The following is a 25,159-nucleotide window of genomic DNA, read 5'->3' as shown; positions in this document are numbered from 1 at the left end:
AAGTCATCAAAACTTTCAGACGGCCTTTAGCTATCCGTTAACTGCTTAGAATTTCCATTCCAGCGATACAGCGTAATTGCGGCCTGGGGCGCGGTAGCGGTCTAAGCCTTTGCCATCGTGGTCAACGCCGTTGGTGGTGCTGTAGCTGTACCAACCTTCCTTTCTGTTCTAATTACCTTAGAACTTGGCTTCAAGCGTGAAGTTGTAGCTTCTGCCGGGGGAGGTGAAGCGTTCTATACCGGCATGGGTTTTGTTGTCAACGCGGTTGACTGTACCGAATTCGCGGATGCTGCGCAGCGATTCCCAAGTGTAGTATTTTTTGTTGCCGATATTGTACGCACCGGCGCGCACAGTGAAGTATTTACCCAAATTGACGTAACCTGTCAAATCGAAAAGCGTATAAGCTTTACTATGTTTGGCAAATGGCCATGGGTTGTTCAAATCATCACTGCTATGGACGGTGTCAGACGGTTTTTTAGCTGCAGTGTGGGTCAGGTACGCATTGACACCCCAGCGTTTGGAAGGAGCATCATAGCCCAGGTTGTAAACGGCAGACCACGGGGAAAGGGCGTTAATCGGGATTTCCTGTCCGTTGGTTTGTTTGGCTTTGCCTTTGATGTAGCTGACATTAACACCTGCGTGCGTGCCTTGCGGCAAACCGATGCTGTCGAGGTTCCATGTGCCGTTAAATTCCAAACCTTTCACCCATGCGGAGGAACGGTTTTGGTTTTGCCAAACGGGTGAGCTGACCAATGCGGTACCGTCGGAAATCGGCGCATAATTAGGGCTGTTGGGGTTGTCTGAGGACACACCCATGTAGGTCAGCTCGATAAAGTTGCGGTAGCGGGTTTGGAAGCCGGAGAGTTTAAAGTTTCCGGCTTTGCCACTGCCGGCAAGTCCCAGCTCGAAGTTTTTGGCGGTTTCTGCCTTCAGGTTGGGGTTGGCTTTAAGGTAGAAGTCAGGATGCGGGAACAATAGCCAGGTTTCGTCCGAAGTCGGCGCGCGGAAGCCTGTACTGTATTTCGCTAGAAGATTCAAATGTGGAGTAAATTTCCAGTCTAATCCTAAGCCGTAGCTGAAACCGCTGTGTTTACGCTCGCTGCCAAGATAGGGGATTTGACCGCGGATGGCAGGGGTATAGTTGGGGTTGTCCTTGGCTTTGCTGCTGCTGTTGTCGTAACGAACCCCGGCATTGAGGCGGTATTGGCTGCTGTCGCCGAATTGGAAGGTGTTGTTCCAGTAGGCAAAACGGTTTTTGGACGAGCTTTCGACCAGCATAGTCAATTCTTGGTTGTTGGACGTTTGGTATTTCGGGTCATATAGGCGTACCCAATAGCTATGGTCGCTATTACCGTTATCGTTTTTGGAGCCACCTAATCCGTATTGCATTGCCCATACCGATTTGGAGAAGTCGATTTGTTTTTCGGCATCGGCACCGAATTGGGTATTTTTTTGACGGATGTTGCGGAACATATGGTACACGTCGCTGTTGACACCGTTACGGCCATAATCCGTCGGCAAGTCCCAGGTCCAAGTGCTCATGTCGATGGTTTGACGGTCGTAACGCAGGTTGAGGTTGTCCCATGGTCCTTTGTCAAGTTGGTTTTTGTATTCGAAACCGATGCGTTTGCGGTAGGAAATATCTTGACGGGAACGGGTGTCGCCCAGTGCGTCGCCTTTCCAGTCTGCCGCCCACATATTGGACAATTCAATCGTCGTGCGGTCGGTGCGTGAATCTTCGTAAATCCAGCCGATACGGTTTTTATCGTTGAAGTTGTAACCCAGTTTGAACAGGGTGCTTTTGTTTTCCCAGTCTTGAGGGTCAGGTTTGCTGCGCGCTACACCGCGGCTGCCGTAGTTGGTCATACCAGCATTCGGACTCCAGCTTTGTTTGTTGTCAGTGATGACGGTATCGGCAGCGTCGCTGTTGTTTTTGGTTTCTTTACCGAAACGGCGGGTGTAGACCATCAATGCGTCCAGACCCAACCAGGTTCCTGCGGCGGTTATGCTGCTGAATTTTTGGCTGTTGCGTCCGATATAGCCGCCTTTAATGCCTAAGTGGTAGGGTTTTTCTTCGGAAACATAGTCGCTTGCGGATTTGGTTTTGTAGTTGACGGCACCGCCCAATGCGCCGCTGCCGGATTTAAGCGAGTCCGCGCCTTTGTTAAGGGTTACTTCCGAAAAGTTTTCGGGTTCGGAAGTGTTGCGGTTTGCATTGAAGTTGCCGTATGCACCGAACAACTCTTGAAACGCTTCAGACGACCTGCTTTCTGCTTGTGCCAGTCCGTCCACGTTGATGGCAACGCGGTCTTTATCGACACCGCGTATGGTAAAGCCGTTGGAACCGGAACGTCCGCCTTCAACGACGCTGATGCCCGGATCGTAACGCACCAAGTCGCTTTCATCGGAGACCATTTGTTTATCCAAAACCTGACGGCGGATTTTCTCTTCACCGAGTTTTTGTACTTTGCGGCCGCCAATGACTTTGACTTCATTCAACTCCTGATAAGCTTGAGGAATAGGATCGGCCGCTAAGGCAGGGAAAGTTTGGCTGACAATAGCTGCCAGCAGTACAGGTTTAAAATGGAAGGACATTTTTTGCCTCTTAATATAATATATATATTGATTATCTATTATTGGAATGCTTGATGCGCAGTTACTGGCTGACAGGTGTCAAGCTTGTATCTGTCGTATTGCGGTCTGATGAATTTTCTACGCCGCCAAATACAGTATCTAACGATTTGTCAGCATCGAAGGTTACTTTGCCGCCTATGCTGACTTCTGTTTTATAACCGCCGTTGAACTGACCGAAGAATTTCCCTTCGACTTTGCCGTTTTTGCCGTTGGATTCAGCAGTGCCCGAGAAATCAACGCCGTTGATGCCAACATCTTTCATCACAACATCTGGACCGTAATCCGCATTACCTAAAATCGTGCCGCCGAGTTTGTTGGTGTTGAAATTGGCTGTCAGCAGTGAAAGCTTGGGAGCGATTTTTTCAGAGGCCCCATAGGATTTTTTGGGCTCGTAGGTAGAGGTAACGAAATTGCCGTTGCGGACGCGTACTGCCCAAACTTCGTATGTAGTCTTACCTTTTGCCACAGTACTGTCTGACGGTGTACTCCATGACGGTTTTGCCGATCCGACAGGTTTGCCGCCAACAAACAGGTCTGCCGTACCGTCTGAACTTATCCATGCGCCGAATTTAAGGTGGTCATGTTTGGTTGCAGGGGCATTGGCGAACTGTCCCGAACTACTGCAACAGACAAACAGTTTGCCACCTTCAGATAAAGGTTGTCCTTCATGGCGGGTACGAAGGGCATAAGATGGGCTGGAATATGATGGGACAATCGGATCAGAATATGAACTAATGTTGTAATAGTTACCAGAAGGGGTTTGATAGACATATTGATTATCGGTATAACTACCCCAGGATGTTTTCACTTCGAGCTCCGCTTCATGCAGGCTGCCACCTTTACCGGAAAGGGTGTTGATGGTCTTTATTGCATTGCTCTCATCACTCAACTTGACATTGGCGATAGGTTGCGCTGTCGGAATAGCAACGGGAACTTTGGGCTCAGATGCACCTCCACCTGCACATGCAGTCAAAATAAAGGTAGTTGCAATAGGCACTATAAATACATTAATTTTCATAACCAATCTCTCTAAAATACAAGCTTCTCAGATACAATAATGATAAGTATTACTAATAATATGTAATATTGTGTAACAAATATTTTATTTTAGCAATACCAATATTTTTTCTATCAGTAGTTAGGGTGAATCTTTATGCTATCCTCTCTCTGTTAAATATATTTACGTAATCTATAATCCTATAAAAATAAATAAGTTATATATATTTCGTAAATTTGCCGTTATAATGATAAATCTAAATACGAATCTGTATTTTTTATGCAAAAATAAAATCACCTGAGATGTTTCAGGCAGTTTTATGACAAGAGCAAATCCATTATTAGAAACGATTTGCCCTCAGATATACATATATTTCGGATGACTTTAAATGCTAAAAATAAAACAAAAAATTGTCTCAGCTTCTTTGTGCTACCTATTGCCGTCAGCAGCCTTTGCTGAATTTCCCGAAGAGGGTGTTTGGCAGAATATTTCTTCTCAGAATACTGCTGTACAAGTACAACAGAAACAATGGTTAGACATTTTATCCGAGGAGGAAAGGTCGCCTGAAAAGAATGAGAATGTAGGCAGTCCAACTCTGGTTAACGATGATTTTTTAGCGGCAAACCCACATATTCTTGAGGACGCATTGGTTCAAGCACTTAACGGCAATAGCGCAGATCTGGTTTCCTCGCTCGTCGCCCTTTACCGTAAACAGCCCAACCACAATCCCAAACTGATTGCGCGTGCCGATGCTTTGCTGGCAAAGCTGAAAGGACGGACTTCCGAAGCGGTCGAACGTTATCGTACCCTTTATGAATCTGACGTTTCAGACGACCGCATATTGTTGGATTTGGCAGCAGCAGAGTTTCAGGACCATCGCTTGGGTGAGGCAACGATGCATTTTCGTCATGCCGCGCAACGCGATATACCTGCCCCCGTTTTGGAAAATGTCAAACGTTTTCAAGAAGCCGTCAAACGGCAGACCGAATGGAAATGGTCTGGCGGAATCAGCCCTGTGCATAACGATAATGCCAACAACGCTGCTCCGCGTTATTGCATCGAAACAAGGGGGCAAACCGCATGCAGTGTTACCCTACCTGTCAGTGCCAACGGCTTGAATTACGAATTGAACACCGAAAAACTTACCCCATTGTATGGGCATCACGCCATCAAATTCCGCGCCAACCTCAGCGGCACAAGCTATTTTTTCGACCGCCAATCGGCTTACGACGATGCGTTCGGCAGAGCTTATTTGGGCTGGCAACGCAAGGACGGCAAACAAACCGTCAGCGTTTTACCGTTTTATCAGGCACAGTTGGCAGGCAGCAGCGAATTTGACAGCAAAAAAGAAAATAACCGCCGCGTTGCACCTTATATGCTGGCTCACGGAGTTGGCGTACAGCTTTCGCATATGGTCAATCTCGGCAATGCGACTCAACTTTACTACTCACTGGAACGCTACCGCCAAAACTATCGGGAAACTGATCGTGCACTGCGCAACGATGGTTGGCACGACAGTACCTATCTCTCCCTGGCTCGCCGTTTTGGCAACACGACTCTTTTCGGCGGTTGGCAATACAACCGCTTTGTTCCTGAAAACAAAAACATACACAATATTGAGAACAATGCAGCCTACCACCGCAACGGTTTCAATATAGGTTGGATACAGCAATGGCAGGTTTTAGGTGGGCTTAACAGCAGACTTACCGCTTCATTTGCCAACCGTCGCTATAAAGGCATTATGGCATTCGGTACGGAGCCGCAACGCAATCGGGAGCGCGCGCTCTCTATCAATCTTAGTCACAACAAATTATCTTATAAAGGCATTACCCCTACTTTGAATTATAGTTATAGTCACACCCATAGCAATGCACCCTATGCAATGCGTAATACTCATCAATGGTCATTAGGTGGTGAATGGAATTTTTAAAGGAGAATCAAATCTGAGTAGGTGTAAGACAGCAACCCATTCAAACAAAACTTTGTAGTGTAATTAAAGGCCCCTGCAAACATCTACGCCGAGACCTTGTTTGTTTCATTATTTTTAATGTCTGTGCGGCGTCATGCCTTCGGGGGCTTCTGTGCCTTCCGGCAAACCGAAGGTTTCACGCAGAATCACTTTATAGAAGGCAAACGCTTCCTGCGCGCCTTGAATGGCTTCTGCTTCGGCTTCCGGAGTTAAGTTCAGGGCATTCAGGTGCTCGACGAAGGCGCGCCAGTGTTTGCCGCGGCCGTTGGGATGCGGAGCCAGGTGGCGTGCGCCGTGTTCGCCGTTGTATTCGAGTTTTTGAGCGTGTTTGAACAAGAATGCCGCACCCAAATTTGAACCTTCGGCGCAATAGAGCCAGCCGATGGCTTTATTGCCTGTTTCATGCGGCAATTCTTTGTCGAATTTGTAAGGCTCTTCGCCCAAGTCTTTTAGGTCTTGGGTTACGGCATCGTAACGCGCCATGTATTCGAGTTCGGGAATGGCTTTGTTCAATTCGGCATCTTTATAGATGTGATCGACAGCTTTGTGGAAAACTGATTGGAGTTTCAAAAATTTGATGTAGTTTTCTTTGCTGACGAAAGGCTGGACAAACATAACCAAGTTATCAACGCTGTCGTGTGTAACTGTGGTTTGCTCTTTCAAGCGTTTGGCGAAAGTCAGCTCTTGTGGTTCACTCATGATGTTTCCTTTGAATAGGGGACAAACGGCTTCAGACGGCCTCTATTGTTTTGAAATGCCGTCTTCTTTGAAAAAATCGTTTTAAAAATAAAGAATGTAACTTTTTAAATGCTTCCGGCTCAGTGTTGGCGTGCCTTTTGCAATTCAATAAGTCTCATCATTTTTATAATTAGAATATATATCATTTTTATTTCAATGACAATAAACTCAATTGGGTCTTATTAATAAAATCTAACGGCCCATAGCCAGCATCTTCTAAAACCTTTGCTGCCTTTTCAGACGGCCTTCTTATGAAGCAGCCGCCATTCAACTAAATATCTGCTAAATTTGGGCTATCCTGCTGTTTTCCTTTATAATGCGACACTCTTTGCACCTTCTTTATCCCCTGCCGAACCATGAAACGGATTCCTGCCTACCATCGCTGGTGGCGCTACAAGTCTTATCTTCCTGATGCGACGCTGCCTGCACATACGGTGGAATGCCCGGATTGCGGCTGCCGTATGGATATTCCGCGCCTGCGTCAGGGGCAGGAAGCGCATTGTCCGGTATGCAACCATGAAATCGTGGAGGTGGAAAACAATCCGTATATCGCGCCGATCGCCTATGCGCTGACAACCTTGATTCTGATGGCGTTTGCGTACAATATGGTGTATATCCGGGTGGATTTGTTCGGCGTAACATCGATTTTGTCGCTGCCACAAATGATGCGGCTTTTGATTTCGCTGGATTATGGTTTTCTGGCGGAAGTGATGTTTATCCTCACTTTCGGTGCGCCTTTACTGTTTTTACTGCTCTGTCTGTATGTTTATACGGCTTTGATACGCGAAAAGGCCTACCCTGCGCTGCGCTTTGCGACGCGTGTATTGGTGCGGCTGCGTCATTGGATTATGGTGGATGTGTTTTTCATTTCCACTTTGGTGGCGTATATCAAACTCTCGTCCGTTGCTACGGTAGAGTTCGGCTCGGCGTTTTATCTGATGTTTCCGCTGTCGGTCATGCTGATTCGGACTTCGGTATCGATTCCGCAGCATTGGGTTTATTATAAGATTCATCGTTTAACCGGCGGCCATGCGGTTCAGACGGCCACTGAAGACAAAATCTGTTGCAGCCGCTGCCTGTATTTCCGCGATAAAGACGAGCAGCCTTGCGGCGTATGCGGTGCGGACTTATACCGCCGCCGCCCGAAAAGCCTGAGCATTTCGCTGGCGTTTTTAGTGGCAGCGTTTATCCTGTATTTCCCTGCCAACATCCTACCGATTATGATTTCGTCCAACCCGACGGCTTTGGAGATCAATACGATTTTCAACGGCATTGTTTATATGTGGGACGACGGCGACCGGTTGATTGCGGTGATTATTTTCAGCGCGAGCATTATGGTGCCGGTATTGAAGATTATCGCGATGGCGGTTTTGATTTATTCCGCATACTTCAAACCCGTGATGAGCGCGGACAAGATGTCGGTTTTGTATCGGTTCACCGAATCTATCGGCCGCTGGTCGATGATCGATATTTTTGTGATTATTATTTTGATGAGTTCGTTCCACACCAATATGGCGCGCGTCGTGCCGGGTGGTGCGGCGATTTACTTCTGCCTGGTCGTTATTTTGACCATGCTTTCGGCCTATTATTTCGATCCCCGTCTGATTTGGGACAAGCAACAGCAGCTTTCAGACGGCCTTGATTCTGAGCAGACCTTAAAACAATGAAAAAACATGATTCTTCACCCAATTATCACGCCCCGGCGCGTGTCAAGAAAACCAATGTCTTCACGTCTGTCGTGTGGCTGATTCCGCTGATTGCGCTGATTGCCGGCAGCTGGCTTTTGGTTAAAGACATCCGCAACCGCGGCCCTGTCGTTACGCTGTTGATGGACAGCGCGGAAGGCATCGAAGTCAACAACACCGTTATTAAAGTGTTGAACGTCGATGTCGGACGCGTTACCCGCATCAAATTGCGCGACGACCAAAAAGGCGTGGAAGTTACCGCCCAACTCAGCGCCGATGCCAAAGACCTTATCCGCAGTGATACCCAATTTTGGGTAGTCAAACCGCGTATCGACCAAAGCGGCGTTACCGGCTTGGGAACCTTGCTTTCCGGCTCATATATTGCATTTACACCGGGTAAAAGCCAAGAAACCAAAGATGTATTTGTCGTCCAAGATATTCCGCCGATTGCCGCCATCGGTCAAAGCGGCCTGCGCCTAAATTTGATCGGCAAAAACGACCGCATCCTCAACGTCAGCAGCCCTGTTTTGTATGAAAACTTTATGGTCGGTCAAGTAGAAAGCGCGCATTTCGACCCGTCTGACCAAAGCGTGCATTACACCATTTTCATCCAAAGCCCCAACGACAAACTGATTAATTCCGCCAGCCGTTTTTGGCTAGAAAGCGGCATTAATATCGAAACCACAGGCAGCGGCGTCAAACTCAATTCCGCTCCTCTGCCTGCCCTGCTGTCGGGCGCAATTTCGTTTGATTCGCCGAAAACCAAAAACAGTAAAAACGTCAAAAGCGAAGACAGCTTCACGCTTTATGACAGCCGCAGCGAAGTGGCCAATCTGCCTGACGACCGCTCGCTGTATTACACCGCATTCTTCAAACAATCCGTACGCGGCCTGACTGCCGGTTCTCCCGTCGAATACAAAGGCCTGAATGTCGGCGTGGTTTCCGATGTTCCTTATTTCGACCGCAACGACAGCCTGCATTTGTTTGAAAACGGCTGGATTCCCGTGCGCATCCGCATTGAGCCTTCCCGTTTGGAAATCAATGCCGACGAGCAAAGCAAAGAGCATTGGAAACAACAATTTCAGACGGCCTTAAACAAAGGTCTGACTGCCACCATCTCCAGCAACAACCTGCTGACCGGCAGCAAAATGATTGAGTTAAACGATCAGCCTTCTGCCTCGCCCAAGCTGCGACCGCATACCGTTTATGCCGGCGATACCGTCATTGCCACACAAGGCGGCGGTTTGGACGATTTGCAGGCAAAAGTGGCCGACTTGTTAGACAAGTTCAACAATCTGCCGTTGGATAAAACCGTTGCCGGCTTGAACGGCTCGCTTGCCGAACTCAAGTCCACACTCAAATCTGCCAATGCTGCCCTAAGCTCCATCGACAAACTGGTCGGCAAACCGCAGACACAAAACATTCCAAACGAGTTGAACCAAACCCTGAAAGAATTGCGTCAAACCCTGCAAGGCGTATCGCCGCAATCGCCTATCTACGGCGACGTGCAAAATACGCTGCAAAGTTTGGACAAAACCTTAAAAGACGTTCAACCCGTGATTAATACTTTGAAAGAAAAACCCAATGCGCTGATTTTCAACAGCAGCAGCAAAGACCCCATCCCGAAAGGAAGCCGATAATGCGCCTCTTCCCGATTGCCGCCGCCCTGACGCTTGCCGCCTGCGGCACTACGCAAAGCACACAATATTTCGTCCTGCCCGACAGCCAGTACATCCGTCCGGCTGCGCACGGCAACGAAATCGCGGTCAAAGTCAACCTTGCCGAACCGCTTACCAACGGCGGCCTCGTTTACCAAACCGATGCCTATCATGTGAACTTGGCGAAAAACCACCTTTGGGCGGCGCCACTCGATGGCGCGTTGGCGGCCAACCTCAGCAACAAGCTCAACCGCCTCAATCCGCGCCATACTTTCGTCCCTGCTTCACGCAGCCAAAGCAGCCAAACCCTAAAAGTCTATATCGAAGCCTTCCAAGGCAGCTATCAGGGGCAGACCACCATCAGCGGTTATGCACAATGGCCGGACGGACGCAGCAAACCGTTTAACGCCATCACACCGCAACAAGGCGACGGCTATACCGCCATGCTTGAATCATTGGAAAACGGTTTGTCACAGGTTGCCGATACGATTGCCTATTAAACCCAAAGGCCGTCTGAAAGATGTTCAGACGGCCTTTTTCATGTTTCAAACATTCATCACAACGCACGGTCAAAATACAGAGCCACGCCGGATCGCTCGCTCATCGCCAGCAAATAATCCATCAATTTTTGCGGCCATTGAATACCGCGCACAACGGTCAGATTGCGCAAAATAGGGAAAGTCAGGATATCTTCCAAACTGATTTCACCGCCCAAACCCTCGCCTTCGCACACCAGCGTTTCCAGTTCGGCCAAGTCTTGATGCAAACGCTCCAGATACTGCGCCGTTTTGTTCAGATTAGTCTCGAAATTGCCGATACTTTTCTCTTTTTTGTCGATAAAGTATTGTTTCGCTTCATCGATCTCAAATTCAGGCAGGCCGATTTTGACCATGCGCGGCTGTACCAATTTGTTATTGTATTCACCCACTTTGTCCAACCAAGCCTGCACTTCTGGACGAACTTCTTCTTTCAGACGGCCTTGATCAATGTAACGGACAATATCCAAACTCTCGCCCATAAACGAACCATCTTCTTTTTGCAAAATCGGCACTTGTTTTGAACCAATCATGCCAATCGGCGTAGCTTCATCATCGTTTGCTAAGACGACCTCTTCCACCGCCACATCGCGCAAGCCAAAAATCATCCGCGCACGAACGCAAAACGGGCAATGGTCGTAAATATACAGTTTCATCGAAATGCTCCTTAAAATTTCAAAACGGTTAACCATAACACCCAAGGCCGTCTGAAACAAGGCTTCCTGAAACATAGTGCCACTTTCGCATACAAATCTAGGGCTGCCGGCAATAAACTGTTACAATGGCAACGTTTTTATCAAAAAGAAAAAAACGCACGCCATGACCACTATTCGCCAAACGCCCCAAACATCGAGCGTAACGCTGGAAGGCCTCCTCGCATGGTTCGACGGCTATGTTGCCGCGCTGCCTGATCCCGATAAAAACCTGATTCAGACGGCCTTTGACCTGGCTAAAGAACATTATCCCGCCGATGCCCTAACGACTTACGGCGAGCCTTTAATGGAACATTTCCTCGGCTCGATGCAAATCGTCAGCGAACTCGACCTCTTGCCCGATGCCGTAGCCGCTACGATTTTGTCCGACATCGGCAAATACGTTCCCTCTTGGCAAGAATTGGTTACCGAACGCTGCAACAGCACCGTTTGCGAGCTGGTCAAAGGCGTAGACGAAGTACAAAAACTGACCCAATTCGCACGCGTGGACAGCCTTGCCACGCCGGAAGAGCGCGCCCAACAAGCCGAAACCATGCGTAAAATGCTGTTGGCGATGGTTACCGACATCCGCGTCGTCCTGATCAAACTGGCGATGCGCACGCGCACCCTGCAATTCTTAAGCAACGTTCCCGACAATCCTGAAAAACGCGCTGTTGCCAAAGAAACCCTCGACATTTTTGCCCCCCTCGCCAACCGCTTGGGCGTGTGGCAACTCAAATGGCAGCTCGAAGATTTGGGCTTCCGCCATCAAGAGCCGGAAAAATACCGCGAAATCGCCCTGCTTTTGGACGAAAAGCGCACTGAACGCCTCGAATACATCGAGAATTTCCTCAATATCCTGCGTACGGAACTGACAAAATACAATATTCATTTTGAAGTTGCCGGAAGACCGAAGCACATCTACTCCATTTACAAAAAAATGGTGAAGAAAAAGCTCACTTTCGACGGCTTGTTCGACATCCGCGCCGTACGGATTTTAGTGGACACCATTCCCGAGTGTTACACCACCTTGGGTATTGTCCACAGCCTCTGGCAGCCGATTCCGGGCGAGTTTGACGACTATATCGCTAACCCGAAAGGCAACGGCTATAAAAGTTTGCACACCGTTATCGTCGGTCCGGAAGACAAAGGCGTGGAAGTCCAAATCCGCACCTTCGACATGCACCAATTCAACGAATTTGGTGTTGCCGCCCACTGGCGTTATAAAGAAGGCGGCCGTGGCGATTCTGCCTACGAACAAAAAATCGCTTGGTTGCGCCAACTCCTAGACTGGCGTGAAAACATGGCCGAAAGCGGCAAGGAAGACCTCGCCGCCGCCTTTAAAACCGAGCTGTTCAACGATACGATTTACGTTTTGACTCCGCATGGCAAAGTCCTCTCCCTGCCTACAGGTGCTACTCCGATTGACTTTGCCTATGCCCTGCACAGCAGCGTGGGCGATCGTTGTCGCGGCGCAAAAGTCGAAGGACAAATCGTGCCGCTGTCCACGCCGTTGGAAAACGGACAACGCGTTGAAATCATTACCGCCAAAGAGGGAAATCCTTCCGTCAACTGGCTCTACGAAGGCTGGGTCAAATCCAACCGCGCCATCAGCAAAATCCGTGCTTACATCCGCCAGCAAAATGCAGATACCGTGCGCGAAGAAGGCCGCGCCCAGTTGGACAAACAGTTGTCAAAAATCTTCCCCAAACCCAATCTGCAAGCATTGGCGGAAAAACTCGGCTTCAAAAAAACCGACGAACTCTATACAGCCATCGGTCAGGGCGAAGTTTCCAACCGCGCCATCCACAAAGCCTGCGGCGCGCTGAATGAGCCGCCTCCTGTGCCGATTGATGAAACCAATATCGTCAAGCAGTCTAAAATCAAAAAAGGCGGCAAAAACGGCATTTTGATTGACGGTGAAGACGGCTTGATGACTACGCTTGCCAAATGCTGCAAACCGGCACCTCCTGACGATATTGTGGGCTTTGTTACCCGCGACCGCGGTATTTCCGTCCACCGCAACACCTGCCCTTCTTTCCGCCACCTTGCCGAACAGGCACCGGAAAAAGTGTTGAATGCCAGCTGGGCAGCCTTGCAAGAAGGACAAGTCTTTGCCGTCGATGTTGAAATCCGCGCCCAAGACCGCTCCGGTTTGCTGCGCGACGTTTCGGATGCACTGGCGCGTCATAAACTCAACGTTACCGCGGTGCAAACCCAATCGCGCGATTTGGAAGCCAGTATGCGCTTTACCCTTGAAGTCCGCCAAGTCAACGACCTGCCGCGCGTATTAGCCAGCTTGGGCGACATCAAAGGCGTTTTAAGCGTAACGCGCTTGTAGTTATAACTCACCAAGCAAATCTAAAGGCCGTCTGAAAGCAACTTTTTCAGACGGCCTTTTCAGTTTTTAACACACCAATATCTCAACGCCTCAACTTATCTTTCTTCAAAAAAGTCAGCCGTTAGCCTTAGCCGCTTCAATATATAACCCCCTCTTCTATTCTTACAACCAGTCGTTATTTCCTACCGGCATCATTCTCAGGCAAACTTATTATCCTCATGATAAACAAGATATTTCCAATTTAAGGGAGCCTCATGGATACACGAGATTTGTACCCTCACGAGATTTTGCAGGAAGCCATCAGCAAGAGCTGCGCCAAGTCCGAGTTCAGCATCAAAATGTTGGTGATTTTGAGTTTTTTAGGCGGCGGCTATGTCGGCTTCGGCTATCTTGCCTGCCTGCGCGTCATCAGCGGCATTCCGGCTGAATGGAACGGCCTGGCCGCCCTTTTGGGCGCGTCTGTGTTCCCGATTGCGCTGATTTGTATCTTAATCGGCGGCGGCGAGCTGGCAACAGGCAATATGATGATTATGGCTTTGGGCAGATTGACCGGCCGCGTCAGCACCTACAAACTGGTACGCAACTGGCTCATTGTCAGCTTGGGCAATTTGGCAGGCGCCATTGCCATGGCCTATTTCCTTGGCCACTATGTCGGCCTGGCAGAGGGAGCGGCTACGGCGAAAACCATTGCCATCGCCGAAGCCAAAGTTAATATGGACTTTGGTCGTGCATTCGTTTCTGCTATCGCATGTAACTGGATGGTGTGCATGGGTATTTGGTTCTATTTCGGCTCACGCCATACTTCAGGCCGCATTTTGGCAACTTGGTTTCCGGTCATGATCTTCGTGTTGATCGGTTTCCAACACTTTGTTGCCAATATGTTCATCATTCCGGCCGGTATTTGGGCAGGCGCAAATGTCAGCTGGGGTCAATTTTTCTACAATATGATTCCCGTCTTCTTAGGCAACGTCCTCGGCGGATCGTCTTTTGTTGCCGCCTTCTATCTTTTCGCTTATAAACATTTGTTAAAAGACGATTTTTCTATTTAGTTCAAGCTGACTCACTACCCCGTATTCATCAAAAATACGGGATAGTGCCGTTATCAGGCCGTCTGAACGGCTCGTTTCTGTCGCATAATTACGCTTTTTCTCTGCGTAACGTTTCATTTATAGGAAAGATAGTTTCATTGTCTTTCCTTTTCTCCAATTTAAGATAATTTTTGCAATCTTTTGTTTTCAAATGACTTCCCCTCAAAAGCGCTACGATTTTTCATAAAGCCCGTGTTCCGTGCTTTGCAAAACAAAAAATTTACTGTATTCTGAATTTAATTATTTACAATTTAATATGGATTGGTTACATATCCTATTGTATTTGAAAATAATTTATCCTGACTCTCTCGTGAAAAACAGGATTTTTAAGCTGTATTTTTATTAGAAAAAAGTTTGGGTACGAATTGTTTGCAATTTCAAAACCCGTATTTATAAGTTAGATGAGGAATAAATACATGAATCCCATGTATATCACTTTCGCGATTTATCTGATCGCCGTATTACTGATCGGCCTCGCCGCCTATTTTTCAACACGAAACTTCGACGACTACATCCTCGGCGGCCGCAGCTTGGGTCCGTTCGTGACCGCGATGTCTGCCGGTGCTTCCGATATGTCAGGTTGGCTTTTGATGGGTTTGCCCGGTGCCATTTACCTGAGCGGTTTGAATGAAGCTTGGATTGCCATTGGTCTGATTGTGGGTGCATACCTCAACTGGCTTTTGGTTGCAGGCCGTCTGCGCGTACATACCGAATACGCCAACAACGCGCTGACGCTCCCTGATTACTTCTTCCACCGCTTTGGTGCCGGCGGTCACTTGATGAAAGTGGTTTCTGCACTGATTATCTTGTTCTTCTTCACTATTTACTGTGCTTCAGGCATCGTAGCCGGTGCTACCCTGTTCCAAAGCCTGTTCCACGATCTGTCTTACACTCAAGCCATGTGGCTGGGTGCCGGCGCTACCATCGCCTACACTTTCTTGGGCGGTTTCTTGGCCGTAAGCTGGACCGATACCCTGCAAGCTTCTTTGATGATTTTTGCATTGGTACTGACTCCTATAATGGTGTACTTGGGCTTGGGTGGTGCAGATCAAATGAACGCGGCCATCCAACAAGTTGCCGCCTCTACCGGTAAAGAATACGGCAGCCTGTTTGCCGGTACTACCTTCATCGGCATTATCTCTACCGCTGCTTGGGGCTTGGGCTATTTCGGCCAACCACACATTTTGGCCCGTTTCATGGCTGCTGAAAGCGCTAAATCTCTGGTTTCTGCACGCCGTATCGGTATGACTTGGATGATTCTGTGTATGGCCGGTGCTGTGGCTGTCGGCTACTTCGGTATCGCTTACTTCGGCGCCAACCCTGCCCACGTTGATGAAATGAACGGCAACCACGAACGTATCTTCATCGCTTTGGCTACCCTGCTCTTCAACCCTTGGATCGCCGGTATCATCTTGAGCGCGATTCTTGCCGCTGTAATGTCTACCCTGTCTTGCCAATTGTTGGTTTGCTCCAGCGCGATTACCGAAGACTTCTACAAAGGCTTCCTGCGTAAAAAAGCACAACAAGCCGAGTTGGTATGGATTGGCCGTCTGATGGTTTTGGCGATTGCCGTGATTTCCATCCTGATTGCTTCTGATCCTAACAGCAAAGTATTGGGCTTGGTGGCTTACGCATGGGCCGGCTTTGGTGCCGCATTCGGTCCAGTTGTTATCCTGTCTGTTTTGTGGAAACGCATTACTGCCTACGGCGCACTCTCCGGCATGATTGCAGGCGCGCTGACTGTGGTTGTTTGGGCCGAATGGATCAAAAAACCTGCTTTGGCTGCACAAGAAACAGGCTTCTCTACCGTCTATGAAATCGTTCCCGGCTTCATCGCTTGTACCCTCGTAATTGTTTTGGTCTCTCTGATCGACAAAAAACCTTCACGCGAATTGCAAGAACGCTTTGAAAAAGCAGACGCAGAATACCGCGCCTCTAAATAAGACGTTTTCAGACGGCCTGCATGATTCCGTGCAGGCCGTCTTTGCGAAATAAACTGTTTCAAAATAATCTGAGCCTTATCAGAAAAAACAGCAATTTATGCGGATGCATCTTGTATCCGCATCATAATTTTATTACGATATTACTATCCTTCAGAATGCTTGTTTTAGCAGTCTTAATTCAGGCCGTCTGAAACCATGAAAAAACCTTTGGAGAACATAAATAATGTTTAACTTCGCTTTTCCAACACAAACTCCTCTGCGTCAAGCTGTAACTGATGCCTACCGCCGCGATGAAATCGAGGCCGTTCAGGATATGTTGCAACGTGCACAGATGACCGACGAAGAACGCAATGCCGCCTCCGAGCTTGCCCGTCGTTTGGTTACCCAAGTCCGTGCCAGCCGTACCAAAGCCAGCGGTGTAGATGCCTTGATGCACGAGTTCTCCCTCTCCAGTGAAGAAGGTGTTGCACTGATGTGTCTGGCTGAAGCCCTGCTGCGCATTCCGGACAATGCCACCCGTGACCGCCTGATTGCCGACAAAATCTCTGAAGGCAACTGGAAAAGCCACTTGAACAACAGCCCTTCCCTCTTCGTTAACGCGGCCGCATGGGGTCTGCTGATTACCGGCAAACTGACCGCGACAAACGACAAACAGATGAGTTCCGCATTGAGCCGTCTGATCAGCAAAGGCGGCGCCCCTTTGATCCGTCAAGGCGTTAACTACGCAATGCGCCTGTTGGGCAAACAGTTCGTAACCGGCCAAACCATTGAAGAAGCGCTGCAAAACGGTAAAGAGCGCGAGAAAATGGGTTACCGCTTCTCTTTCGATATGTTGGGTGAAGCCGCATACACCGAAGAAGATGCCAACCGCTACTACAACGACTACGTTCAAGCCATTCACGCCATCGGTAAAGATGCCGCTGGCCAAGGCGTTTACGAAGGCAACGGTATCTCCGTTAAACTTTCCGCCATCCACCCTCGCTACTCACGCGCCCAACACGAACGCGTGATGAGCGAATTGTTGCCACGCCTGAAAGAATTGTTCCTTTTGGGTAAAAAATACGATATCGGTATCAACATCGACGCCGAAGAAGCCAACCGTCTCGAATTGTCTTTGGACTTGATGGAAGCGTTGGTTTCCGATCCTGACTTGGCAGGCTACAAAGGTATCGGTTTCGTTGTTCAGGCCTACCAAAAACGTTGCCCGTTTGTTATCGACTATCTGATCGACCTGGCCCGCCGCAACAACCAAAAACTGATGATCCGTTTGGTTAAAGGCGCATACTGGGACAGCGAAGTAAAATGGGCTCAAGTAGACGGCATGGAAGGCTATCCGACTTACACCCGTAAAGTCCACACCGACATCTCCTACCTCGCCTGCGCACGCAAACTCTTGGATGCGCAAGATGCCGTGTTCCCACAATTTGCCACCCACAACGCCTACACTTTGGGCGTAATCTACCAAATGGGTAAAGGCAAAGACTTCGAACACCAATGTCTGCACGGCATGGGCGAAACCCTGTACGACCAAGTGGTCGGCCCGCAAAACTTAGGCCGCCGCGTACGCGTGTATGCCCCGGTCGGCACACACGAAACCTTGCTTGCCTACTTGGTACGCCGCCTGTTGGAAAACGGTGCGAACTCTTCTTTCGTGAACCAAATCGTTGACGAAAACATCAGCATCGACCGCCTGATTAAGAGCCCGTTCGACACCATCGCCGAACAAGGCATCCACCTGCATCCGGCCTTGCCTCTGCCGCGCGATTTGTATGGTAAAGACCGTCTGAACTCTCAAGGCGTAGATTTCAGCAACGAAACCGTATTGCAAAACCTGCAAGAAAAACTCAACCAAGCTGCTTCCGAAGACTTCCACGCTGCATCTATCGTCAATGGCGAAGCGCGTAACGTGGGCGAAGCGCAACCCGTCCGCAACCCTGCAGACCACAACGATGTTGTCGGCACTGTCAGCTTTGCCGATGCGGCATTGGCTCAAGAAGCTATTGGTGCAGCCGTTGCCGCCCTGCCGGAGTGGAGTGCCAAACCTGCTTCAGAACGCGCCGACTGCCTGCGCCGTTTTGCCGATTTGTTGGAACAACACACGCCTGCATTGATGATGCTGGCCGTCCGCGAAGCCGGTAAAACCCTGAACAACGCCGTTGCCGAAGTACGCGAAGCCGTTGACTTCTGCCGCTACTATGCCAACGAAGCTGAGAACACCCTGCCTAAAGATGCCAAAGCTGTCGGCGCAATCGTTGCCATCAGCCCATGGAACTTCCCATTGGCCATCTTTACCGGCGAAGTGGTTTCTGCATTGGCAGCCGGTAACACCGTTATCGCCAAACCTGCCGAACAAACCAGCCTGATTGCCACTTACGCAGTTTCCCTGATGCATCAAGCCGGTATTCCGACTTCTGCGCTGCAACTCGTACTCGGCGCAGGTGATGTCGGCTCCGCCCTGACCGGCGATGCCCGCATCGGCGGCGTGATCTTCACCGGTTCTACCGAAGTAGCGCGCCTGATCAACAAAGCCCTGTCCAAACGCGACGACAGCCCTGTCCTGATTGCCGAGACCGGCGGTCAAAACGCGATGATCGTGGACTCTACCGCCCTGCCGGAACAAGTCTGCCTCGACGTATTGAACTCTGCCTTCGACAGCGCGGGCCAACGTTGTTCCGCCCTGCGTATCTTGTGTGTTCAAGAAGATGTTGCCGATAAAATGATCAACATCATCAAAGGTGCAATGGATGAGCTGGTTGTCGGCAAACCGATCCAACTGACCACAGACATCGGCCCTGTCATCGATGCTGAAGCCCAACAAAACCTGTTGGCCCACATCAACAAAATGAAAGGCGTAGCGAAGGCTTACCACGAAATCAAAACTGCCGCCGACGTTGATGACAACAACTCTACCTTCGTTCGTCCAATCCTGTTTGAATTGAACAACCTGAACGAGTTGCAACGCGAAGTGTTCGGTCCCGTGCTGCACGTTGTCCGCTACCGCGCCAGCGAATTGGATCAACTCATCGACCAAATCAACGCCAAAGGCTATGCATTGACCAGCGGTGTACACAGCCGTATCGAAGGTACTGTCGACCACATCCGCGACCGCATCGAAGCCGGTAACATCTACGTTAACCGCAACATCGTTGGTGCCGTTGTCGGCGTACAGCCTTTCGGCGGTCACGGCTTGTCCGGTACCGGTCCTAAAGCAGGCGGTTCATTCTATCTGCAACGCCTGGTTCGTACTCCTGAATGGGTTGCCCCAACTCTCAGCCGCATCGGCCAAGCAGACGAAGACGCGCTCAAACGTTTGGAAACCCTGGTTCACAAACTGCCGTTTAACGCAGAAGAGAAAAAAGCCGCAGCCGCAGCTTTGGGTCACGCCCGCGTCCGTACCCTGCGCAAAGCCGAAACCGTATTGGTCGGCCCGACCGGCGAACGCAACTCATTGAGCTGGCGCTCTCCAAAACGCGTTTGGGTACATGGCGGCAATCTGCTGCAAGCCTTCTCTGCCCTGACCGAGCTGGCAGCCGCAGGCATCCAAACCGTTGTTGAGCCTAACAGCCCGTTGGCTTCCTACTCAGCCGATTTGGACGGTTTGTTGCAAGTCAACAGCAAACCTGAAAACGCAGGCATCAGCCATGTTGCCGCTATCGAGCCTTTGAGCAGCGAGCGCAAACAAGAGTTGGCCGGCCGCGACGGTGCGCTCATCCGCATCCTGCCTTCCGAACAAGGTCTGGACATTCTGCAAGTATTTGAAGAAATTTCTTGCAGTATCAATACTACCGCTGCCGGCGGTAACGCCAGCCTGATGGCAGTTGCCGACTAATCACAGCCAAATCAAAGGCCGTCTGAAATTCAGACGGCCTTTTTTTATCTGTTTTTATTTACATTTTTGCCGGATATTCGCACAAATCATTAATCAAACATTTGCTGCATTGCGGTTTCAAAGCCTTACATGTATAGCGACCGTGCAAAATCAACCAATGATGGGCATCCATCAAAAATTCTTTGGGAATAAAGCGCATCAACTTGTCTTCAACTTCGCGCACATCCTTGCCCGGCGCGATTTTAGTACGGTTGGCCACACGGAAAATATGGGTATCGACCGCCATAACAGGTTGCCCGAATGCAGTATTCAATACCACGTTGGCGGTTTTCCGGCCAACACCAGGCAAAGATTCCAAAGCCTCGCGGTCGGCAGGCACTTCGCCATTGTATTTTTCCAGCAAAATACGGCAAGTCTGCATGATGTGTTTGGATTTGGTTTTGTAGAGGCCTATGGTTTTGGTGTATTCCATCACGCCGTCCAGCCCCAAATCCAACATGGCTTGCGGCGTATTGGCAACGGGAAAGAGCTTGGCAGTCGCTTTGTTCACACCGACATCGGTCGCCTGTGCAGACAATAAAACAGCGATAAGCAGCTCAAACGGCGAGCTGAAATTCAACTCGGTAGTCGGATGAGGATTGGCAGCGCGGAAACGCTCGAAAATTTCTTGGCGGATTTGTTTGTTCATTGTTTGGATTATTTTTTTATTGGCGCAGCAATTATAGTGAAATCATGTTGATACGGCTACTTCAAGTAAAACAAGGCCGTCTGAAATTGTTTTCAGACGGCCTGATGATCAAACAGCCTACTGTCTATTTTTTACTCAAGGTCAGCCCTGTCCAGCCAAACACCAGCGTCAAAGCCAAACTCAAGTAGCAGAAGAAGGCATAAGGCAGGTATTCCCAAACAGGCACACCCAAGGCATGGCTGATGAATACGCCGCAGACGCTCCAAGGCACCAACGGGTTGATGACCGTACCCGCATCTTCCAGCGTACGGGCAAGGTTGCGCGAATGCAGGCCGAGTTTGTCATAAACCGGCTTAAAGGTTTCACCGGAAAGCAGAATACTCAAATATTGTTCGCCAATCAGGAAGTTGACGCCGACCGATGTCATGGCCACGCTGAAAGTAGCACGTCCGGCATTGGTTAGGAACGCACGAATGGCCTCCAGCAAAGACGGAATCACACCAATGCTGAACAACAGGCCGCCCAAGCTCATGCCGAGTATCACGATAGTTTGCGTAAAGAACATGCTTTCCAAGCCGCCGCGCGAAATCAAGCGGGCAATATCTTTAAATGCTTCGCCTTCAAGTTTGTATCCGCTGTAAAACCACGCGCCCAGCTGTTTCAAATCAGGCGTACTGTGGAAGTAAGTCACAATCAGCGCCACCACAACGGTAAACAGCATGGCCACAATGGCATTGACGCGCATCAGGGCGAGGATAACCAATAAAGCAAACGGAATCAGCGAGTAAGCATGCACCAAACCGGTTGCTTCCAATTGCGCGCGGAAAGCTTCGACGCTGTTCATGTCATGCGCGGCAACATTGGGCAAGAGCCACAACATCAAGGCCGCACTGATCAACCACGCAGGCACAGTGGTGTACATCATGTTTTTGATGTGCTCGAACAAATCAATGCCGACAATCGAAGCGGAAATACCGGTCGTATCGGAAAGCGGCGACATTTTATCGCCGAAGAACGCACCCGACACAATCGCACCTGCCGTCATCGCCATATCGGCATGAAACGCAGCCGCCATACCCATAAATGCCACGCCGACAGTCGCACAAGTCGTCAAACTACTGCCGATGGAAATACCAATGACCGAGCAAAGCGCAAACGCCGAAAAATAAAAATAAGTCGGCGAAATCAATCCGAAACCGTAATACATCAGCGTCGGAATCGCACCGCTCATCATCAGCGCGCTGACCATCAGGCCGATAAAGAAAAACAGATAAATCGCGCCCATGCCCTGCCCGACCGCGCCGATCATACCGTTTTGCATGTCTTGATATTTCAAGCCGCGCATCAAGCCGTACAAAAGCAAGACCACAATCGCCGTTACAATCGACATATGCGGCAGCCATTCAAGCGAAATAATCGTATAACCCATTGCCGCCACCAAAGCCAAGGCCACAGCGATGGCCTCAAAGCGCGGCATATTAAGTAAGGATTTGAAAGCAAACATTGTTCTTTGCCTTTTTAATAAGTATTTAACAGATTTTAGCATAACAGGCCGTCTGAAAAACCGGTTTCAGACGGCCTGCTGATTATTTTACGAAAACAACGCTCACGAATCCTTGCCATTTTCTTTAAAATAAACGAATTATTTAGAATAAAATATTTTTTAATTAGAATAAATGGTATTTTATTGCTTTTTAAAATATCCATCATGCAAAAATGCCACCACCTGACCGACAGTTTTGCGGTTGAACAGCATACCGCTATGGCTGACCGGCAAAACGACATGATCGCGCATATTCGGACAATGCGTTTCGCTGACCAAAACCGTACCATCATGTTCGCCATGCAAACCTAAAACACGGCCCAACCCATACGGTTTATTGCCGGCAATACTGCCCAGCTCAATACCGACAGGCAACTCAGGCATACTGCCATCCAACGCCCCTTTGTAAGAGCCGCCCAATACCGGCTTTTGCAAACCCAAATTGAGCACGCGTTGCGCGGCACGGCTGCCTTGGTGCGGCGTACCCATGGTAACGATACGGCCGCTGACTTTATCCGGATATGCCGCCGCAAAATTGCGTAAAACCAAGCCGCCCAAACTATGGCCGACAAAGTGCAGCGTTTCATCAGCATGGTTCTCATTAATCCATCGCACCAAATCTTCAACATGTCGGTTCATCGAATGCAAAACACTGTAATAATCGAACAGCGCCACTTCAAAACCTTCTTGTTCCAGCAAATACGCCAGCGGTTTCATTACCCATGAATGCATGTGCAAGCCATGCAGCAAAATGATTTTGGCCATTTTTTCCTCCTGTCATTTAAATCATTATGCCACAAAGTAAAAAGGCCGTCTGAAATCCCATAGGGTTTCAGACGGCCTTTTATCATGATGAATTATTCGTCAGCTTTGTAGCCTTTTATAGCAAAGAAGACAATGTATACGTAACAAATTGCTGATACAACGAAAGAAATCATCAGACCGTAAGTATCCGCAGCCCAACCTTGTACCACAGGCACAATCGCACCGCCGACAATTGCAGTACACAATACGCCGGAAGCGCTGCTGGTAAATCGGCCCAGACCTTTGGTTGCCAAAGAGAAAATCGTTGGGAACATGATGGAGTTGAAGAAGCCGATGGCCAACAATGCCCACATCGCAACATCTGCACTGGCTTTACCTGCCAACATAGCAACGCCTAACAGGGCAACAGCAGCGGTAGCGTTAAATGCCAAATAGCGGTTAGGCGCAATTTTTGCCATGATAGCGGAGCCTAAGAAGCGGCCAACCATCGCGCCGCCCCAGTAGAACGACAGATATTTTGCGGCAGACGAGTGGTCCATACCTTTCAGGTAACCCAACACGCTGACCAATAAAGAACCGATGGATACTTCCGCACCGACATAACAGAAAATACCAGCCGCACCAAAAACCAAATGACGGTATTGCCAAACACTGTGTTTGCCATCATGGTTATGTTCGCTCTCTTCTTCGGCAATTTTACGCGCATCAGGCAAACGAATCATTTTGACAAACACAGCCAAAATAATCAGCAAACCGGCCAACCCTAAATACGGAATTTGAACGGAAGAAATTTGCTCGGCTTTGCTGACAGTTTGTGTTGCATCAGCCAAAATCAGGAATGCGCCGATTTGCGGAGCAATGGTCGTACCCAAAGAGTTAAATGCCTGAACCAAAGTCAGTGTTGCAGATTCTTTACCCGGTTTGGACAGCAAAGTCACATAAGGGTTACCCGCTACTTGCAACAGGGTTACACCTGAAGCCAAAATAAACAATGCACCCAAAAAAGTTGCATAAGAATGACTGCCGGCAGCAGGATAGAAGAGCAGACAGCCGATGGCAGTCAATACGAAGCCGCTAATCACGCCGTTTTTATAGCCAATTTTGCCGACCAAATAGCCCATCGGAATCGACATAATCGCATAAGCGGTAAAGAAACAGAATTGAATCAGCATCGCCTGAACATAAGTCAGTTCGAAAATATCTTTCAGGTGCGGAATCAAAATATCGTTCATGCAGGTAATGAAACCCATCATGAAGAAGAGTGTGGTCAGAACGACCAGCGCAGGAGTATGATTTTGTTGTGAATGCGCAGACATGATTTGCCTTTCGTTTTGTTAAGATTCGCTGGAAAAATGAGCTTAAATCAGTTCATTAAACTTAACACCCATTAACAGCCGCCCGTATCATACTGATAATCCGTCACTTTGAAAACTATTTTCTAACAGCCGACTACATTATCCTTCAGCCGTTTAATTGTAAAAAATTTAATAATATTGGATTTATCTTTTAATAGATTAAAAAAATAAAGGCATAATCTTCTTATTAAGCTTGTTATTTCTTTTTTACAATACTCCTTGATACAACTCAAAATATGCCCCTTCTTTACGCTTACCTTGGCCTGATTGCCTCTGCCTTTACTTCTGCCACACTACTTCCGGGTACATCCGAGGCGGCATATGCCGCATTTGTGTACCAATATCCGCAACATGCCCTCGGCGCATGTTTGTGTGCCGGATTGGCGAATGGCTTGGGCAGTATGGTTTCGTATTACATGGGCAGGATGTTTCCAAATAAAAAAAGGCCGTCTGAAAAAATGTTGGAAAGGCTTAATCGTTGGGGAATTTGGCCGCTATTGTTTGCATGGCTGCCGATTATCGGCGATGCCCTCCCCCTTGCTGCAGGCTGGCTCAGGCTCAATGCCCTGCATTGCGCCATTATTCTGATTGCAGGCAAACTGCTGCGCTATGCGGTGATTTATTGGGGAATGAACGCAGTTGCCGGATAAGCTGACAAGTCAAAAATAAAGGCCGTCTGAACGATTCAGACGGCCTTT

17 protein-coding genes are annotated in these 25,159 nt (G+C 49.0%); 9 read left to right on the top strand and 8 right to left on the bottom strand.

Going from position 1 to position 25,159, the window contains the following annotated elements:
* Positions 1-177: 177 nt before the first annotated feature.
* Both HMPREF2675_RS01165 and HMPREF2675_RS01160 read right to left on the bottom strand, forming a co-directional pair.
* The gene (locus HMPREF2675_RS01165; RefSeq protein ID WP_070813777.1) at positions 178-2,595 is read right to left on the bottom strand and encodes a TonB-dependent hemoglobin/transferrin/lactoferrin family receptor; all 2,418 of its coding nucleotides are present in this window, start codon (positions 2,593-2,595) and stop codon (positions 178-180) included.
* 61 nt (positions 2,596-2,656) lie between these two features.
* Positions 2,657-3,652: a Slam-dependent surface lipoprotein gene (locus tag HMPREF2675_RS01160; protein WP_070813776.1), complete on the bottom strand. Its 996-nt coding sequence runs from the start codon at positions 3,650-3,652 to the stop codon at positions 2,657-2,659.
* A gap of 367 nt (positions 3,653-4,019) precedes the next feature.
* On the opposite strand from HMPREF2675_RS01160, the gene HMPREF2675_RS01155 reads away from it, so the two are divergent.
* Positions 4,020-5,561: a surface lipoprotein assembly modifier gene (locus HMPREF2675_RS01155; RefSeq protein ID WP_070813775.1), complete on the top strand. Its 1,542-nt coding sequence runs from the start codon at positions 4,020-4,022 to the stop codon at positions 5,559-5,561.
* A gap of 114 nt (positions 5,562-5,675) precedes the next feature.
* On the opposite strand, the gene HMPREF2675_RS01150 is transcribed toward HMPREF2675_RS01155, so the two are convergent.
* Positions 5,676-6,299 (bottom strand): biliverdin-producing heme oxygenase, encoded by a 624-nt coding sequence (locus HMPREF2675_RS01150; protein WP_070813774.1) that lies wholly within the window; start codon positions 6,297-6,299, stop codon positions 5,676-5,678.
* Between the two features lie 395 nt (positions 6,300-6,694).
* Between HMPREF2675_RS01150 and HMPREF2675_RS01145 the strand changes: the two genes are divergently transcribed.
* The 3 genes from HMPREF2675_RS01145 to HMPREF2675_RS01135 are packed head-to-tail and all read left to right on the top strand — an operon-like array spanning position 6,695 to position 10,181.
* Positions 6,695-8,005 (top strand): paraquat-inducible protein A, encoded by a 1,311-nt coding sequence (locus tag HMPREF2675_RS01145; protein WP_083323856.1) that lies wholly within the window; start codon positions 6,695-6,697, stop codon positions 8,003-8,005.
* A complete protein-coding gene (gene pqiB, locus HMPREF2675_RS01140; protein ID WP_070813772.1) occupies positions 8,002-9,663 on the top strand; it encodes an intermembrane transport protein PqiB in 1,662 nt (553 codons plus the stop codon). The genes HMPREF2675_RS01145 and pqiB overlap by 4 nt, the downstream gene beginning before the upstream one ends.
* Positions 9,663-10,181 carry a PqiC family protein gene (locus HMPREF2675_RS01135; protein WP_070813771.1) on the top strand — a complete coding sequence of 173 codons (519 nt, stop codon included), beginning with the start codon at positions 9,663-9,665 and terminating at the stop codon, positions 10,179-10,181. The genes pqiB and HMPREF2675_RS01135 overlap by 1 nt, the downstream gene beginning before the upstream one ends.
* Positions 10,182-10,237: 56 nt before the next feature.
* On the opposite strand, the gene grxB is transcribed toward HMPREF2675_RS01135, so the two are convergent.
* On the bottom strand, positions 10,238-10,948 hold the full coding sequence (gene grxB / locus HMPREF2675_RS01130) for a glutaredoxin 2 (protein WP_070813770.1): 711 nt from the start codon (positions 10,946-10,948) through the stop codon (positions 10,238-10,240).
* Between the two features lie 88 nt (positions 10,949-11,036).
* Here grxB and HMPREF2675_RS01125 point away from each other — a divergent pair, with 88 nt between their 5' ends.
* From HMPREF2675_RS01125 to putA, 4 genes are all read left to right on the top strand, one after another.
* Entirely contained in the window at positions 11,037-13,250 is a 2,214-nt protein-coding gene (locus HMPREF2675_RS01125) for a RelA/SpoT family protein (protein ID WP_070813769.1), read from the top strand.
* 254 nt (positions 13,251-13,504) lie between these two features.
* Positions 13,505-14,299, top strand: a complete 795-nt coding sequence (locus tag HMPREF2675_RS01120; protein ID WP_070813768.1) for a formate/nitrite transporter family protein — start codon at positions 13,505-13,507, stop codon at positions 14,297-14,299.
* A 455-nt stretch (positions 14,300-14,754) separates the two neighbouring features.
* Positions 14,755-16,281: a sodium/proline symporter PutP gene (gene putP, locus HMPREF2675_RS01115; RefSeq protein ID WP_070813767.1), complete on the top strand. Its 1,527-nt coding sequence runs from the start codon at positions 14,755-14,757 to the stop codon at positions 16,279-16,281.
* Between the two features lie 223 nt (positions 16,282-16,504).
* Positions 16,505-20,110 carry a bifunctional proline dehydrogenase/L-glutamate gamma-semialdehyde dehydrogenase PutA gene (putA, locus tag HMPREF2675_RS01110; RefSeq protein ID WP_070813766.1) on the top strand — a complete coding sequence of 1,202 codons (3,606 nt, stop codon included), beginning with the start codon at positions 16,505-16,507 and terminating at the stop codon, positions 20,108-20,110.
* 58 nt (positions 20,111-20,168) lie between these two features.
* Here the strand turns inward: putA and nth are convergent, their stop codons facing one another.
* From nth to HMPREF2675_RS01090, 4 genes are all read right to left on the bottom strand, one after another.
* Entirely contained in the window at positions 20,169-20,798 is a 630-nt protein-coding gene (nth, locus tag HMPREF2675_RS01105; RefSeq protein ID WP_049323145.1) for an endonuclease III, read from the bottom strand.
* 124 nt (positions 20,799-20,922) lie between these two features.
* Positions 20,923-22,302 (bottom strand): Na+/H+ antiporter NhaC, encoded by a 1,380-nt coding sequence (gene nhaC, locus HMPREF2675_RS01100; protein WP_003747540.1) that lies wholly within the window; start codon positions 22,300-22,302, stop codon positions 20,923-20,925.
* Positions 22,303-22,482: 180 nt separating this feature from the next.
* Positions 22,483-23,106: an alpha/beta fold hydrolase gene (locus HMPREF2675_RS01095; RefSeq protein WP_070813765.1), complete on the bottom strand. Its 624-nt coding sequence runs from the start codon at positions 23,104-23,106 to the stop codon at positions 22,483-22,485.
* 92 nt (positions 23,107-23,198) lie between these two features.
* Complete coding sequence (locus HMPREF2675_RS01090) at positions 23,199-24,422, bottom strand: sugar MFS transporter (protein WP_070813764.1); 1,224 nt, start codon at positions 24,420-24,422, stop codon at positions 23,199-23,201.
* Between the two features lie 275 nt (positions 24,423-24,697).
* Here HMPREF2675_RS01090 and HMPREF2675_RS01085 point away from each other — a divergent pair, with 275 nt between their 5' ends.
* Positions 24,698-25,111 (top strand): YqaA family protein, encoded by a 414-nt coding sequence (locus HMPREF2675_RS01085; RefSeq protein WP_070813763.1) that lies wholly within the window; start codon positions 24,698-24,700, stop codon positions 25,109-25,111.
* Positions 25,112-25,159: the final 48 nt, after the last annotated feature.

It is taken from the genome of Neisseria sp. HMSC061H08 (genome assembly GCF_001836795.1).
Classification (GTDB): Bacteria; Pseudomonadota; Gammaproteobacteria; order Burkholderiales; family Neisseriaceae; genus Neisseria; species Neisseria subflava_A.
This window is presented reverse-complemented; position numbering and strand designations above follow the sequence as displayed.

What these genes read in the sequence shown, in the direction of transcription:
- HMPREF2675_RS01165 (WP_070813777.1), bottom strand. Translation starts at nt 2,595, where the DNA reads ATGTCCTTCCATTTTAAACCTGTACTGCTGGCAGCTATTGTCAGCCAA.
- HMPREF2675_RS01160 (WP_070813776.1), bottom strand. Translation starts at nt 3,652, where the DNA reads ATGAAAATTAATGTATTTATAGTGCCTATTGCAACTACCTTTATTTTG.
- HMPREF2675_RS01155 (WP_070813775.1), top strand. Translation starts at nt 4,020, where the DNA reads ATGCTAAAAATAAAACAAAAAATTGTCTCAGCTTCTTTGTGCTACCTA.
- HMPREF2675_RS01150 (WP_070813774.1), bottom strand. Translation starts at nt 6,299, where the DNA reads ATGAGTGAACCACAAGAGCTGACTTTCGCCAAACGCTTGAAAGAGCAA.
- HMPREF2675_RS01145 (WP_083323856.1), top strand. Translation starts at nt 6,695, where the DNA reads ATGAAACGGATTCCTGCCTACCATCGCTGGTGGCGCTACAAGTCTTAT.
- pqiB (WP_070813772.1), top strand. Translation starts at nt 8,002, where the DNA reads ATGAAAAAACATGATTCTTCACCCAATTATCACGCCCCGGCGCGTGTC.
- HMPREF2675_RS01135 (WP_070813771.1), top strand. Translation starts at nt 9,663, where the DNA reads ATGCGCCTCTTCCCGATTGCCGCCGCCCTGACGCTTGCCGCCTGCGGC.
- grxB (WP_070813770.1), bottom strand. Translation starts at nt 10,948, where the DNA reads ATGTTTCAGGAAGCCTTGTTTCAGACGGCCTTGGGTGTTATGGTTAAC.
- HMPREF2675_RS01125 (WP_070813769.1), top strand. Translation starts at nt 11,037, where the DNA reads ATGACCACTATTCGCCAAACGCCCCAAACATCGAGCGTAACGCTGGAA.
- HMPREF2675_RS01120 (WP_070813768.1), top strand. Translation starts at nt 13,505, where the DNA reads ATGGATACACGAGATTTGTACCCTCACGAGATTTTGCAGGAAGCCATC.
- putP (WP_070813767.1), top strand. Translation starts at nt 14,755, where the DNA reads ATGAATCCCATGTATATCACTTTCGCGATTTATCTGATCGCCGTATTA.
- putA (WP_070813766.1), top strand. Translation starts at nt 16,505, where the DNA reads ATGTTTAACTTCGCTTTTCCAACACAAACTCCTCTGCGTCAAGCTGTA.
- nth (WP_049323145.1), bottom strand. Translation starts at nt 20,798, where the DNA reads ATGAACAAACAAATCCGCCAAGAAATTTTCGAGCGTTTCCGCGCTGCC.
- nhaC (WP_003747540.1), bottom strand. Translation starts at nt 22,302, where the DNA reads ATGTTTGCTTTCAAATCCTTACTTAATATGCCGCGCTTTGAGGCCATC.
- HMPREF2675_RS01095 (WP_070813765.1), bottom strand. Translation starts at nt 23,106, where the DNA reads ATGGCCAAAATCATTTTGCTGCATGGCTTGCACATGCATTCATGGGTA.
- HMPREF2675_RS01090 (WP_070813764.1), bottom strand. Translation starts at nt 24,422, where the DNA reads ATGTCTGCGCATTCACAACAAAATCATACTCCTGCGCTGGTCGTTCTG.
- HMPREF2675_RS01085 (WP_070813763.1), top strand. Translation starts at nt 24,698, where the DNA reads ATGCCCCTTCTTTACGCTTACCTTGGCCTGATTGCCTCTGCCTTTACT.